General features: G+C 66.5%; 12 protein-coding genes and 1 tRNA gene. 12 read left to right on the top strand and 1 reads right to left on the bottom strand.

Annotated elements, in window-relative coordinates; translation table 11 throughout:
* The first annotated feature begins 7 nt into the window (after positions 1-7).
* A complete protein-coding gene (locus WC326_13960) occupies positions 8-1384 on the top strand; it encodes a multiheme c-type cytochrome (protein ID MFA7332169.1) in 1377 nt (458 codons plus the stop codon).
* 139 nt (positions 1385-1523) lie between these two features.
* Positions 1524-2846: a multiheme c-type cytochrome gene (locus WC326_13955; GenBank protein MFA7332168.1), complete on the top strand. Its 1323-nt coding sequence runs from the start codon at positions 1524-1526 to the stop codon at positions 2844-2846.
* An 84-nt stretch (positions 2847-2930) separates the two neighbouring features.
* On the opposite strand, the gene WC326_13950 is transcribed toward WC326_13955, so the two are convergent.
* Positions 2931-4274 (bottom strand): phosphomannomutase/phosphoglucomutase, encoded by a 1344-nt coding sequence (locus WC326_13950; GenBank protein MFA7332167.1) that lies wholly within the window; start codon positions 4272-4274, stop codon positions 2931-2933.
* Between the two features lie 403 nt (positions 4275-4677).
* On the opposite strand from WC326_13950, the gene WC326_13945 reads away from it, so the two are divergent.
* From WC326_13945 to clpX, 10 genes are all read left to right on the top strand, one after another.
* A complete protein-coding gene (locus tag WC326_13945) occupies positions 4678-5049 on the top strand; it encodes a helix-turn-helix transcriptional regulator (GenBank protein ID MFA7332166.1) in 372 nt (123 codons plus the stop codon).
* A gap of 229 nt (positions 5050-5278) precedes the next feature.
* Positions 5279-6880, top strand: coding sequence for a PQQ-binding-like beta-propeller repeat protein (locus WC326_13940; GenBank protein ID MFA7332165.1), 1602 nt, complete (start codon positions 5279-5281; stop codon positions 6878-6880).
* A 152-nt stretch (positions 6881-7032) separates the two neighbouring features.
* Positions 7033-7368 (top strand): EutN/CcmL family microcompartment protein, encoded by a 336-nt coding sequence (locus WC326_13935; GenBank protein MFA7332164.1) that lies wholly within the window; start codon positions 7033-7035, stop codon positions 7366-7368.
* Positions 7355-7810, top strand: coding sequence for an ACT domain-containing protein (locus WC326_13930; protein ID MFA7332163.1), 456 nt, complete (start codon positions 7355-7357; stop codon positions 7808-7810). Before WC326_13935 ends, WC326_13930 begins: the two co-directional genes overlap by 14 nt.
* Positions 7811-7813: 3 nt before the next feature.
* A complete protein-coding gene (locus WC326_13925; protein ID MFA7332162.1) occupies positions 7814-9178 on the top strand; it encodes a PFL family protein in 1365 nt (454 codons plus the stop codon).
* A gap of 244 nt (positions 9179-9422) precedes the next feature.
* A complete protein-coding gene (locus WC326_13920) occupies positions 9423-10295 on the top strand; it encodes a nitrilase-related carbon-nitrogen hydrolase (GenBank protein ID MFA7332161.1) in 873 nt (290 codons plus the stop codon).
* Positions 10296-10680: 385 nt separating this feature from the next.
* Positions 10681-10763 (top strand) — tRNA-Leu (locus tag WC326_13915).
* Between the two features lie 74 nt (positions 10764-10837).
* The gene (gene tig / locus WC326_13910) at positions 10838-12133 is read left to right on the top strand and encodes a trigger factor (GenBank protein MFA7332160.1); all 1296 of its coding nucleotides are present in this window, start codon (positions 10838-10840) and stop codon (positions 12131-12133) included.
* Between the two features lie 27 nt (positions 12134-12160).
* Positions 12161-12766, top strand: coding sequence for an ATP-dependent Clp endopeptidase proteolytic subunit ClpP (gene clpP, locus WC326_13905; protein ID MFA7332159.1), 606 nt, complete (start codon positions 12161-12163; stop codon positions 12764-12766).
* Between the two features lie 2 nt (positions 12767-12768).
* Positions 12769-14076, top strand: a complete 1308-nt coding sequence (gene clpX, locus WC326_13900) for an ATP-dependent Clp protease ATP-binding subunit ClpX (protein MFA7332158.1) — start codon at positions 12769-12771, stop codon at positions 14074-14076.
* The last annotated feature ends 626 nt before the right edge of the window (positions 14077-14702 follow it).

Genomic DNA, 14702 nt, shown 5'->3' with positions numbered 1-14702 from the left:
ATATGTGGTGGACAGCCTGCGCGCGCTGATCGGTGCCGAACGCATGGTGCTGGTGGACGCGGGCAACATCCATTCCTTCAAGAAGGATGACGCGGCCGTTCGTGAGGCGGGCTTCATCCTGAAGATGATGGGTCGGCAGAAGTACAACCTGGCCGTGATGGGCCCCAAGGACTACGCCCTGCCGGACAGCCTGCGTCAGGCCATGCTGGCCGCGTCGGCCTTCCCGTGGATCGGCACGAACTTCGCCGAATCGGGTCGGCCCAAGGGCGTCCAGGAAGTCTGGATCCAGAAATTTGACGGGGTGCGGGTCGGTGTCTTCAGTTACGTCGATCCCAGCTGGATCGCCAACAACATGAAGGCCGAGGAGATCGCGGACAACCTGGAAGCCACCGCCCGGGATCTGGCCAAGCGCTGCGACGTGGTGGCCATGGTGGCCTTCACCGACGTGAACAATCCCGAGCCCCTCGCCCGTCGGGTGAATGGCTTGGTGGACATGATGATCCTCGGCGGTGTGAACACGCCCTGGATGACGCCGCGCCGGGAAGGCAGCGTGACCATCGGCAACGCGGGGGACCGCGGCCGGCATATCGCGCGCTTCGACCTGCTCCTGAACAAGGAGAAGAAGCTGGTGGCCACGGACTACCAGGTGGTGGTGCTGGGCCATGACCTGCCGGTGGATCCCGTGGTGACCCAGCTGATGGACGATTTCAAGCTGGAGCAGGAGCGCGTCAAGCAGGCCGCCCTGGAGAAGCTGCGGCTGGAGAAGCTGGCCCTGCTCAACCTGAAGGCCGCGGACATGCCCGGCGCGGGCAGCCCCCTGCGCTACACCGGGGAGAAGGATTGCCGCGAGTGCCACATGGACCAGCACAATTCCTGGCGCCAGACCGTGCACGGCCGGACCTTCAGCGACCTGATCCGCAACCGCGAGAGCGAGAACGAGCAGAAGGTCAAGCGTTCGGTGACGGGCTGGCTGGAGGAGAGCGGCTTCGTGGACCGGCGCGAGAGCTCGCACCTGTACAACGTGCAGTGCGAATCCTGCCACGGGCGGGGCAGCGAGCACGTGAAGAGCAAGGGCGGCGCGCTGGAGACCCTGATCAAGCCGGAGACCACTTGCCTGCGCTGCCACGACACGACCAATTCGCCCAACTTCGATCTGCAGGCCGGGCTGAAGCTGGCGCATCCGGCGCTGGCCGCCACGCCGGTGACCGCGCCCAAGGGGCCGGAGTCCACGGCGCCCAAGGCCACGTTGACACCGGGGGACAAACTCAAGCTGGGTGACAAGGCCCCCGCCGCCACCAAGCCCAAACCCACCAGCACGGCGCTGCCGCCCACCCAGCGCGGCACCACGCCCGTCTCGCCGCCACCGGGCGACAAGAAGAACTGACGGCTCCCGGCGGGCGGTCTCACGACGAGGCCGCCCGCTTTCGCGTTGACCCGGACCCCGCCTCGCGGGCTCGGGCGATTGGTATCCTGAGCGCCGTGTAACACGGGGGTGCGGCATGCGACATCCGGGCAGGTGGGTCATGATCCTGGCGCTGGGGCTGGCGCTGACGGCGGGGCAGGGCTGTCGCGAGCGCAGCGGCCGGCTGCGCCTGGTGTTCAGCGCGGACACCCGCGGCGTCCTGGCGGATTGCGGCTGCGGCACGCCGTCCTGCGAGCTGGCCCGGCGGGCGGGCAAGCTGCGCGAGCTGCGCCAGGACGGCGGAGCGCCCCTTATACTGGTGGACGGCGGCAACCTCCACGGTCCGGAGCTGGATGAGCCCGCCCGGCGCACGGCCCTGGAACTGAGCCGCCTGCTGGGCCTCATGTGGTACGACGTGGTGGTGCTGGGTCCGGAGGACGCCCGCCTGCCCCACGAGGAGCGCAACCAGATCCAGCGCAACACCAACACGCGCTGGCTGGGTGGCGCCTGGAACGAGGCGCGCACCAAGCTCGGCGTGGACACGGCCTGGGTGGCGGAGCGCGGCGGGCTGGTGGTGGGCCTGCTGGACCACCAGGATCCTGCCGCGGCACCCGGGCGGGTGGATCCGGCCCAATTGAACGAGCGGGTGGTGGAACGCGCCCGCCGGCTGCGGCCCTGGTGCGACGTGCTGGTGGTGGTGGCGGGTTTGGGCCCGCGCGCTCCCGAAGAACTGGCGGGCCGACTCCAGGGCCTGGCCGATCTGCTGCTGGTCACCGGAGCCGCGGAGGCCTTAGAAGAGGCCCACCTGGTGGGCGACGTGCGCGTGGCCGGCGTGGGCTCCCGGGGTTGCCGATTGGGACAGCTGGACGTGGAAGTGCGGGACGGCCGACTGTTGCGGGCGGACTGGAGCCTGCTGCCGCTGGATTCCACCGTGCGCGAGGATCCCAGCGTGGCCGAGAGCCTGCGCAACCTGGTGGACCGGGAGGAGGCCATCGAGCGGGGGCGGCTGGAGGCCCTGCGCCAGCAGACCCTGGCGCGGCTGGGCATCGCGTCGGGCAGCCTGCCCGGCGAGGACGCCCCCACGCGCTATTCGGGCCAGGCCACCTGCCGGGAGTGCCACGCGGCGCAGTGGCAGGCCTGGCAGGGGTCGACCCACGCCCGCAGCTGGAGCCTGCTGCAGCGCGACAAGGCCACGGCCGACGTGGCGCGCACCCGCCGCGCGGTGACCGGCTGGCTGGAGAAGGGCGGCTGGCTCAACGACCGCGAAACCGGCGAACTCTCCGGCGTGCAGTGCGAAGCCTGCCACGGCCGCGGCAGCTCCCACGTCTTCACCCGGGGCGCTTCCTTCAAGAGTATGAACGAGGATCCCGCCGGCGCCTGCGCCGCGTGTCACGAGACCCCGCCCGCCGTGGACCCGCACAGCCTGGTCCCGCTCACGCCCTGAGGCGGAGGGCTGGCCGCGCGACGGATCAACGATAAGCAAAGAGGGCCCGACGGGCCCTCTTCATGATGACGATTGGGCGAAGCCTCAGGCCTCCTGGCCGCCTTCCGCCCGCACCACGGCCAGCACTTTGTCGCGCATCGCTTCCATCTGATCCTGGGAGGAGGCCTCCAGGTTGAGGCGCAACAGCGGCTCCGTGTTGGAGGGACGCAGGTTGAACCACCAGGAGTCGTACTCCACGGTCAGGCCGTCGATCTGGCTGAAGCGCGCGTCCTGGAACCCGGCCTTGACGCGCGCCAGCGTGTCCGCCACGGAGAGCACGCGGCTGTTGATCTCGCCGGACTGCGGGTATTTGGCCAGCGGGCGCCAGAGTTCCGCCAGGCTGGCCTTGCGCGCCTCCATCATGGCCAGGATGGTGAACAGCGCCAGGTCCGTGCTCTCCGTGTAGTGGCTCTCCTGGAAGTAGTAGTGCCCGGAGAGTTCCCCGCCGCAGAGGCTTTTCTGCTTGCGCATCAGGGTCTTGATGAAAGTGTGGCCCACCCGGCTCTTGGTGACGGACAGGCCGTGGGCGCGCAGGGTCTCCTCCACCACGCGGCTGGCGCGGCAGTCGATCACCACGTCGAAGTTGCGGTGGCCGGTCTCCACCAGGCCCAGCGCGATCAGCAGCGTGGTGAGGTCGCCCTGCAGGAAGTCTCCGGCCTCGTCCACTAGCATCATCCGGTCGCCGTCGCCGTCCAGCGCGATGCCCAGGTCGGCGCCGCTGGCCACCACCCGGCGCCGCAATTCGCGCGTGTTCTCCTCCAGCAGCGGATTGGGTTCGTGGTTGGGGAAGCTGGGGTCGGATTCAAAGTAGAGCGGCTCCACGCGCAGGGGCGTCAGAGCCAGATTCTCCCCCACGAACAGCCCGCAGACCGCGTTGCCCGCGTCCACCACCACCTGGTAGGGCGTGTGGAAGTTGATCCGCCGGCGCAGGAATTCGCGGTAGGCGGGGAAGGGGTCCAGCTGCTCCGCCGGACCCACCCGGGCCGGGACGGACTGGAAGTCCGCGCTCTCCACCCGGCGCCGCAGTTCCTGGAGTTGCTCCTCGGGCACCGGGGCGGCGTCCCGTCGGCAGAACTTGAAGCCGTTGTACTGGCCGGGATTGTGCGAGGCCGTGATCATCACGCCCGCGTCGTAGTCCAGTTCCGCGGCCGTGAAATAGAGGATCGGCGTGGAGACCTTGCCGATGCTCACCACCTGCACGCCCTGGGCGCGCAGCCCGCGGGCGAAGGCCTCGAAGAGGCTGTCCCGGCTGGCGCGGTCGTCCGTGCCCACCAGAAAGCGCCGGGCACCGAAGTAGTCGCCCGCCGCCCGGCCGATGAGAAAGGCCGTCTCTTCATTCAGTTCTTCCGGAACCAAGCCGCGGATGTCGTAGGCTTTGAAGATGGACATGGATGCTCCTGGAATGTTGGGCCAAACCTACCAAAAAACGGCCGCTGGGAATGAACCCGTTCCGCCGTCGCCTGCCGGGATTCCGCCCGGCGGACCCGCCCGGCGTCGAAGCGCGGGTCCTGAATCTTCAGGAATGAGAGGGGATTAAAGATGAACTCACGAGCTGATTCAAGATGAAAATGAACAAAAAGACCAGAGAAGAATCGTGGATTCAAATGAACCAGATTTCAAGGGAGACCGACTGTCCTGTTCTTTTTTATGGACGACAGATGAAATTCAAACCACGTCCGGTTGCTCCTTTCCACGCTCCTTCCTATGTTCAGAGGTGCCGACCCGACACCACACGTGGCGGGATTGGTCGGATTCAACGGATTTTCTGCGAGAACTAAAAGGAAAATAGTCAATGGAAACGGCAGTTTTCATCGAAAACCTGAAGTACATCTTCGCAAACTTGGGCATCACAAAAGCCCATGTGGCGAAAATGTGCGGTGTCTCCAAAGCCACGGTATCCATGTGGTTGGCGGGCCGCAAGCCATACCGCCAGAGTATCGAGACGATCTCCGATCTGATCAGCAGTCTTCTGTACCTTTCCGTGAGCCCCGAGCAATTGCTCTCGGAGGATCTGCAGGGTCTGTTGCGCAAGAATGAAGTCAAGCGCGTGATCATCAAGAAGCTGCTCAAGGACCTCTCGGCCATGCCCATCGACGACCTGATCGTGATCAACGATTACGTCCACCGGATCGCCGAGCAGCAGCAGACCGGCGAAGCCGCCTGACCCGCGGCCTTCCGTCACAGCCCCCCCCGCGGATGTGACTCCCCCAGCCCGGTACCCGCCGGGCTTTTTTCTGGCCCTGCGCCAGCCCGCTGGACTGCTTTGATCCGGGTTCGGGACGCGCAAGACCGCAACACCTGTTAATCCTGCTTATTGGATTTGCGGGTGCCCGCATCCGATACTTTCCTCCGAGCGATTCACGTCACACAATGGGAAACAGGAGGAGCGTCACATGCGACGAATTGCCGGAACGGTTTTGGCGGGTTTGCTGCTGAGCGCGGGACTGGCCCTGGCCGGCGACCTGCAGCCGGAATGGGTGAAGAACTTCGATCGCGAGATCCAGTGGCAGAAGCTGAGCGATTCGGGTTTCCTGATTCTGGGTACCGAGGAAGCCCTGTTCGCGCTGGACCCCGCCAGCGGCGAGACGGCCTGGTCGCTGGACCAGTTCAAGAAGATGCCCGAGGATTTCATCGAAATGCTGCCGGGCACGCAGTTCGCGGCGGTGACCTACAAGGGCGGCCTGTTGGGCTTCGGCAACACCACCTACCTGCTGGACGTGACCACGGGCGAGATCAAGTGGGATTCAGCCAAGCTCGAACTGGGCAACTCCCCGGGCCAGTTTTATCTGCCGGAGGCGGGCGGCCTCCTGCTCTACGGCATGAGCAAGAAGGGCAAGATGACCGTCAAGCTCGTGGATCTGGCCACGGGCAATGAGATGTGGGCCAACGACGGCCTCTACAAGAAATTCCCGGCGGTCTTCCCCATCTCGGAAAAGAAGAAGCTGCGGATGGGCATCCGCGGCAACCAGAACCCGCTGGTCGTGGAGGGCAAGGGCATCCTCGAGTTGGTCTCGCCCATGGGCCTGCGCATGCTGGATCCCAAGACCGGCCAGGTCAAGTGGACCTCCAAGCTCAAGGTGAAGAACGTGCCCGCCGTGAAGGGCGGTTTCGCCCAGATGACCCTGAGCGCGGACGGCCAGACCGTGTTCGTCCCCTTGGACCAGACCCTGGCCGCGGTGAAGGTCTCCGACGGCAGCCTGGCCTGGGCCAAACCGGCCAAGCTCAAGGGCATCGTCTATCAGCTGGAAGCCACCAACCAGGGCCTGGTGGTGCGCGGCGGCCCCGGCGGCATCAAGGGCAAGGGCAAGCCCTTCATCACGGTGCTGGATCCCGCCACGGGCCTGCAGACCTGGAAGAAGCCCTTCAAGGATCTGGAGAACGCCAGCAGCTTCGTGGTGAAGGACGGCAAGATCCTCATCTACGCGGACCGGGCCATCCATGAGATCGACCTCAAGGACGGTTCCAACCACGAACTGGTGGACAAGATCAAGCTGGGCGACGGCGAGATCCCCCACACCTTGGCCCTGCGCAAGGACGGCCTGCTGCTTCAGTCCAGCCAGAACCTGGCCCTCTATGAGTTCGGGGGCAAGCAGATCTTCCACACTTACAACCGCGCGCCCCAGGCCGGTCTGCTGGCCAAAGTGGCCTCCACGGCCCTGATCGTGGCCGCCAACGCCGCCAGCGCCTCCGCCGCCTACGGCCGCGCCCAATCCACGGGCATGAGCCAGCAGTACACGCTGATCACCAGCAACCCGGTGATGAAGCAGCGCTTCCAGCAGTCCGAGTCCTCGGACAACTACGTCTACATGCTGGCCGACGTGGGTCCGGGCGGGCAGAAGTCCGGCGCCGGGATCATCCAGGTGAACAAGACCACGGGCGCCAACGAGAAGTCCGTCGTGCTGGGCACCAAGGAGCCCGAGTACGAAGTGGACGAGCTGGGCGGCCGGCTCTTCTTCAAGTCCGGCAACAAGGAGATCACCTGCTACAAGTTCTAGCCGGTGGATCCATCCCGCTTCACGAGAACGGCGCCCCGGGGCGCCGTTTTCCTTGCCCGCCCGGCTGAGCGCGCCGCCCTCTTTGCTACTTTGGGCGCGCCCTTCCGTCGGCCGGCTGGAGTCGGTCCGCTGAGAAGGAAAGAGGACAGCCCATGTTTCTCGGCAAAGTCGTCGGGACCGTCTGGTCCACCAAGCGGGTCGCCAATCTGGGCAGCCTGCGCATGCTCCTCATCCACCCCGTCGATCTGAGCGTGGCCACCAACGAGAACCTGGTGGTCTGCGCGGACGTGATCGGCGCCGGCGTGGGCGAGCTGGTCATCTGCGCCTACGGCCACGCCGCGCGCATGGCCCTGGGCTCCAATCCGGACATCAGCGTGGAGGCCGCAGTGATCGGCATCGTGGACGAGCTGGAGACCTCCGCGGAATTCAAGAGCCAAGTGCCGCCCGCCTTCCCGGGCGCAAAGGAGCCGGACCATGGCGATCAGTGAGGCCACCATTCGGGAACTGACCCGCAAGGCCATCGACGAGCTGGGCCCCCTGGCCAGCCCGGACAACGTGCGGCAGGTGGTGCGCGACGCCTTGGCCCGCATGCAGGAGGAAGTCTCGGGCCTGGAGGGCACGCCGGGCTTCAGCGCCTCGCACTTGAACCTGGGCTCGGGCACGCAGGTCATCGTCACCGTCTTCGGCAAGAACAAGGCCGGCGTGCTGGCGGAGGTGGCCCGCTGTCTGGCGGACTTCAACGGCAACGTCATCGACATCAGCCAGAAGATCCTCCAGGACTGGTTCACCATGATCCTCATCGTGGACATCTCGGAGCTGACGGCCTCCTTCGCCGCGCTGAAGAAGGCCCTGGGCCAGGTGGGGGAGAAGCTGGGCGTGCGGGTGCTGGCCCAGCACGAGGACGTGTTCGTCAGCATGCACAGGGTGTAAGCCATGGCTTGGTCCTTCGAGGAAATCCTCCAGACCGTCCAGATGACGGAGCGCGAGCACTTCGACGTGCGCACCGTGACCCTGGGCATCAGCCTGCGCGACTGCGCCTCCGACAGCCTGGAGACCATGAAGCGCAAGATCTACGACAAGATCACGCGGCTGGCCTCGCGCCACGTGGCGGCCGCCCGCCAGGTGGAGGAGCGCTGGGGCATCACCATCGCCAACAAGCGCATCTCCATCACGCCGCTCTCCATCCCCGGCGAGCAGATGAAGCTCGCGGGCTTCCTCGAGCTGGCGCTCACGCTGGACAAGGCCGCCGAGGAGTGCGGCGTGGACTACCTGGGCGGCTACAGCGCGCTGGTCTCCAAGGGCATGACCCCGGGCGAGCAGGAGCTGATCCTCAGCATCCCCGAGGCGCTGGCCTCCACCAAGCACGTCTGCAGCAGCGTGAACATCGGCTCCTCCAAGGCCGGCATCAACATGGACGCCGTGCGCCTGATGGGCGAGATCATCCTGCGCACGGCCGAACTGACCAAGGACGTCAAGAGCATCGGCTGCGCCAAGCTCGTGGCCTTCTGCAACGCCGTGGAGGACAATCCCTTCATCGCCGGCGCCTTCCACGGGATCAGCGAGCCCGACCTGACGCTGAACGTGGGCATCTCGGGACCGGGCGTGGTGCTCAGCGCCGTGCGCGAGGTGGGCCAGCAGGCGGATTTCGTGGACGTGGCCGAGGCCATCAAGCGCATGGCCTTCAAGATCACGCGGGCCGGCGAGATGATGGGCCGCCAGGTGGCCAAGCTGGAGGGCGTGCCTTTCGGCGTGGTGGACATCAGTCTGGCCCCCACCCCGGCCGAGGGCGACAGCGTGGGCGCGATCCTCGAGGAAATGGGCCTGGAGCGCATCGGCGCCCACGGCTCCACGGCGGCCCTGGCCCTGCTCAACGACGCGGTGAAGAAGGGCGGGATGATGGCCTCATCCTACGTGGGCGGCATGAGCGGCGCCTTCATCCCGGTCAGCGAGGACGCCAACATGATCCGCGCGGCGGCGGAGGGCGTGCTTTCCATTGAGAAGCTCGAGGCCATGACCTGCGTCTGCAGCGTGGGCCTGGACATGATCGCCGTCCCCGGCGACACGCCGGCCACCACGCTCTCGGCCATCCTGGCGGACGAGGCGGCCATCGGCATGGTGAACAACAAGACCACGGCCCTGCGGATCATCCCCGTCCACGGCATGCGCGTGGGCGACGTGGTGGACTGGGGCGGCCTGCTGGGCGCGGCGCCCATCATGCCCGTCCGGCCCCAGGACAGCAGCATCTTCATCCGCCGCGGCGGCCGCATCCCGGCCCCCACCACGGCGCTCAGGAACTGACACGCTCACCACGAAGAGCGGGAAGAAGAAAGAAGAGCACGAAGCTCAGGCGCTGTAAGGGACCTTCGTTGAGGCGATAGCCAAGTCCCTTCCCCCGCCATTGGCGGACCCGCCCCCGGCGGGGGAAGAAATCGGCTTCGCCTCCCAGCGCCAATGATCCTTCATCTGTCTCTTCGTGGTCTTCTTTGGTCTTCGTGTTCTTCGTGGTGAGATTGGAACAGAGCGCGCAACAGGTGAGATCGCAATGCAAGTAGCAGCCGCGCAATTCAACCCCCTCCTGGGCGACCTGGCGGCCAATTTGGCGGCACACCTGGTTGTGGCCGAGGAGGCGGCGCGGGCCGGCGTCCAGCTGCTGCTCTTCCCGGAACTCTCCCTGACCGGCTACGCCCTGCGCGATCTGGTGGCCGAAGTGGCGCTGGCCCCGGAGGATCCCTTCTTCGCGCCGCTGCTGGAGGCCAGCCGGCAACTGGCGCTCTGCGTCGGCTTCGCCGAGCGTGACCGCCGCGGCCTGTTGTACAACTCCCAGGCCTTCCTGGCCGAAGGGAAGCTGATCCACGTGCAGCGCAAGGTCTTTCTGCCCACTTACGGGCTCTTCGAAGAAGGCCGCTTCTTCGCCCGGGGCGAGCGCATCCGCGCCTTCGACACGCCGCTGGGCCGGCTGGGCCTGCTGATCTGCAACGATTGGTGGCACGCGGCCGCGCCGCTGCTATTGGCCCAGGACGGCGCCGAGCTCTTTCTGGCCCCCGCCGCCAGCCCGCTGCGCGGCCTGACACCGCGCCCCGCCTCCGCCCCCGGCTGGATGGAGAGCCCGGGCGGTGAAAACGGCCGTGTCTGGTACGGCCTGCTGGCGGCCCACGCGAAAATGCAGTCCACGCCCATCCTGTTCTGCAACCGCTGCGGCTTCGACGACGGCGTGGGCTTCTGGGGTGGCAGCAGCTACTGGTCCCCTGCCGGCCTGCGCCTGGCCGGCCTGGACCACGCCGACCCCGGCCTGCTGCAGGCGGACTGGGATCCGGCCCAGACCCGCCGCGAGCGTGCCTATTCGCCGCTGCTCCGCGACGAGAATCTCAGCCTCTTGGCCGACGAACTGGCCCGCCTGCGCTCCGCCCGAGACTAGCGGACCACCAGCCACTCCTCGCTGTATACAAAGGATCCGGCCTTCGAGCACGTCCCGGCCGTGATCCAGGACAACTCCGGCGCCCGTCCCAACTGGCACTCTGGTCCCGTTCCTGGCGGAGGAGCCCGGGACGATTCGCCTTGCTCTGGGGATGTTGGGCGCGGCGCACCCGGAAATCGGGCACGCCAACCGGATGCCGTCTCCTCCGGCGGCAGCCGTCGACCCGGCCGGAGTTCCCTCCAGGCGCGCTGCGGCGGCGCCGGAGCGGAGCGGGGGAAAGTGACCGGCCGGCGTCTTGTGGGCGGGTCGCGCGGGTCGTGACCCGCCCACAGCTTTCATTGCCAGCGGCCTCTTTCTATCTTCATCCCTCCGAAGAAGTCCAATTGCGGGAATGGCGGAACTGGCAGACGCGCAAGATTTAGGTTCTTGTGTCCTTCGGGCGTGGGGGTTCAAGTCCCCCTTCCCGCATTCGTGGAGTGAATCCCAGGAATGCCGGCGCCCTCTAGTCCGGCCGGCCGCTGAAACGTGTGTAAGGAGCCAGGGTGCAGATCACGATCCAGGAACTTGAGCCGACCAAGGTCGAGATGACGGTGACCATTCCCTCCTCCCAAGTGGAAGAGCGGATGGAGAAGAAACTGCGCGAGCTGGGCGCCAAGGCCCACGTCAAGGGCTTCCGTCCGGGCAAGGTGCCCGCCGGCCTGCTCAAGGGCATGCTGGGCGAGCGCGCCCTGAGCGAGACCCTCAGCGCCCTGCTGAACGAGACCTACCCGCGCGCCCTTTCCTCGGAGCGTCTGCAGCCGCTGGACCAGGGCATCATCGAGAAGATGGACCACGAGCCCGGCGGGGACTTCACCTACGTGGCCGTCGTGGAAGTGGCGCCCCGGGTGCAGGTCAAGGACTACACGGGCCTGGAGGTCAAGCGCCCGCGCCGCGAGGTCACCGCCGAGGATCTGGACAAGGCCCTGGAGCAGCTGCGCAAGCAGTACGCCAACTGGGCGCCGCTGGAGAACGAGGGCGCGGCCCCCGGCGACCAGCTGGTCTGCGACATCCAGGAGACGGACGAAGAGGGCGTGGATCTGCCCAACCGCCTCTACCGCAACATCCGCGTCGAACTGGGGCGCAACCAGTACGGCCCGGACTTCGACGTGAAGATGCAGGGCGCCCTGTCGGGCGAGTCCCGCTCTTTCGACATCGTCAACCCCGAGGACGACCCGGACCCCGCCACCGCCGGCAAGACCGAGTACTATCGCGTGCTGGTGCACGAACTGAAGCGCCCGCAGCTGGCCGAGTTGGACGACGACTTCGCCAAGGAGGTCCCTCCCGGTTTCGACACGCTGGAGGAGTTGAAGGACCGCGTCCGCCAGGACCTGGCCCTGCAGTTGGAGCGCTCGCTGGAGACGGCCGTGAACAACCGGCTGATCGCCGCCGTGATGGCCAACAACCCCGTCCAGGTGCCGGAGAAGATGATCCACCAGCAGCTGGATTCGATCATCGAGCAGGCGCGCAAGGGCACGGACAACCCCATCGACGACGAGATCGTACGCCGCAGCTACCACGACGAGGTGGAGCGCAACCTGGGCTGGAGTCTGGTGAGCCAGGCGATCATCCAGGCCGAGAAGCTCGAGGTCAGCGAGCAGGACCTCGAGGAGGAGATCGTCCGCTACGCGGCCTCCACGGGCCAGGAACCAAAGGCCGCCCGCCTGCAGTTGAAGCGGGCCAGTGCGCTGGAGCGCATGGCCATCGAGCTGCAGGAGCGCAAGTTGCTGGGCTTCCTGCGCGGATCCGCCACGCTGAGCGACGAGACCGAGGCCGAAGGGTCCGAAGACAGCGCGTCCTAAGCGGAGGCGCAAACTGGAGGATCAGCGGTGCTGATTCCGACCGTCATCGAGAAAGTGGCCCACGGCGAACGGGCCTATGACATCTACAGCCGCCTGCTCAAGGAACGCATCGTCTTCCTGGGCACGGCCGTGAACGACCACGTGGCCAACTTGGTGGTGGCCCAGCTCCTCTTCCTGGCCGCCGACGACTCGGAGAAGGACATCAACCTCTACATCAACAGCCCGGGCGGCAGCGTCAGCGCGGGCCTGGCCATCTACGACACCATGCAGTACATCAAGCCCAAGGTGTCCACTATCTGCATCGGCATGGCGGCCTCCATGGGCGCCCTGCTGCTGGCGGCGGGGACGGCGGGCAAGCGCTATTCCCTGCCCAACAGCCGGATCATGATCCATCAGCCCTCCGGCGGCGCCTATGGGCAGGCCTCCGAGGTGGAGATCCACGCCAAGGAAATCCTGCTCATGCGCGAGCGCCTGAACGAGATCCTGGCCAAGCACACGGGCAAGCCCCTGGAGCAGATCGCCAAGGACACGGACCGCGACTTCTTCATGTCCGCCAACGAGGCGATGGAGTACGGCCTGGTGGACCAGGTCTACGAGTCCCACTCCAGCATCATGCGCAAGGACAAGGAATAGCCATGGCCGACGAGCGGCGTCGCAAGGACCCCATCGCCATCTGTTCCTTCTGTGGCCGCACCAGCCACGAAGTGCAGATCATGATCCAGGGGCCCAACGTCAACATCTGCAACGAGTGCGTCGAGGCCTCGGTGCAGATCGTCCGGCGCAACATCAACCGCGGCAAGCGCCCCGTGTTGGAGAATTTCGGCACGCCCCGGGAGATCAAATCCCGGCTGGACGAATACGTCATCGGGCAGGACGACGCCAAGCGCGCGCTCTCCGTGGCGGTCTACAACCACTACAAGCGGGTGCGCAGCCAGGACGTCGCCGACGACGTGGAGCTGCAGAAGACCAACATCCTGATGATTGGCCCCACGGGCACGGGCAAGACCCTCTTGGCCCAGACCTTGGCGCACTTCCTCCAGGTGCCCTTTACCATCGCCGACGCCACGGTCCTGACCGAGGCCGGCTACGTGGGCGAGGACGTGGAGAACATCCTGGTGCGCCTGCTGCACGCGGCCAACTACGACGTGCAGGCGGCGGAGATGGGCATCGTCTACATCGACGAGATCGACAAGATCGCCCGCAAGGAAGGCAGCGCGTCCATCACCAGGGACGTCTCAGGGGAAGGCGTGCAGCAGGCTCTGCTCAAGATGCTCGAGGGCACCGTGGCCTCCGTTCCGCCGGAAGGCGGGCGCAAACATCCCGAGCAGAAGCTGATCAACATCAACACCAAGAACATCCTCTTCATCTGCGGCGGCGCCTTCGACGGGCTGGAAGCCATGATCCGCGAGCGGCTGGGCCACAAGCAGATCGGTTTCGGCGCCGCCCAGGGGGCCCTGGAAGACAAGACCATGGGCGACACCCTGCGCCAGGTGGAGTTCGAGGACCTGCTCAAGTTCGGCCTGATTCCCGAGCTCATCGGCCGCCTGCCGGTGGTGACGGCGCTGGACGAACTGTCCGAGGAAGCCCTGTTGCAGATCCTGACGGAGCCGCGCAACGCCATCGTGCGCCAGTACGAGCGCCTCTTCGACATGGAGGGCCAAAAGCTGACCTTCTCCAAGGAGGCCCTGCGCGAGGTGGTCAAGCTGGCCCAGAAGCGCCGCACGGGCGCGCGCGCGCTGCGCGGTATCGTGGAGCAGGCGCTGCTGGACACCATGTTCGAACTTCCCGGCCGCGAGGACGTGGAGGAGGTCTTGCTGACCCCCGCCACCGTGCGCCGCGAGCGCCGCCCGCGCCTGGTGCTGCGCGAGGTCGCCGAGGCCGCCACGCCGCAGCTAAGCTCCACGGCCACCCTGCCTGCCCGCCAGGAGCGCAAGCGGGCCTGAGGCCACCACAACATGATCTCAAGAACCCGACACGTGTCGGGTTTTTTCTTGGGACAAGGCAATCAACACAGAGGCACAGGGACACAGAGGACATAGATGGGCTTGGTCTTTGCCTCGGCTGTGGCAGCATCACCCTCAAGACCCAGTGCGCACGAAGACACGAAGGCTCGAAGACGGGCTGACAGTGGGATGAGCACGCCCCCATCCCGCCGTGGGGCGCGAGGGAAGGGATGCGGCTTCGTCTCGCCCAAGCCATGGGATCCCCCGGTCAAGCCGGGGGATGACGAGTAGGATGCGTGAGGTGAAGCCCGCAGGGCTGAACCTGAATCAGGTGGTGACGGCGTCAGCCGGAACCAACTACGAGGTTGCAGGAAGCCCAAACGTCGGCCAGCGGAAGGCCACCGCGAGGTGGCCTGACTCTGGCCGCTGAGAAGAGCGCGTCTTTGGCGCCACCTTTCTGCGCACAAGCAGAAAGGTGGCAAACAAGGGTCCCGGCCAAGCCGGTGCCAAGCCGGTGCCAGGTCGGTGCCAGGTCGGTGCCAGGTCGGTGCCAGGTCGGTGCCAGGTCGGTGCCAGGTCGGTGCCAGGTCGGTGCCAGGTCGGTGCCAGGTCGGTGCCAGGCCGGT

This window comes from Candidatus Delongbacteria bacterium, from assembly GCA_041675285.1.
Lineage (GTDB): Bacteria > CAIWAD01 > CAIWAD01 > CAIWAD01 > CAIWAD01 > CAIWAD01.
Note: the sequence above shows the minus strand (reverse complement) of the source record. Positions and strands in the feature narration are given on the sequence as shown.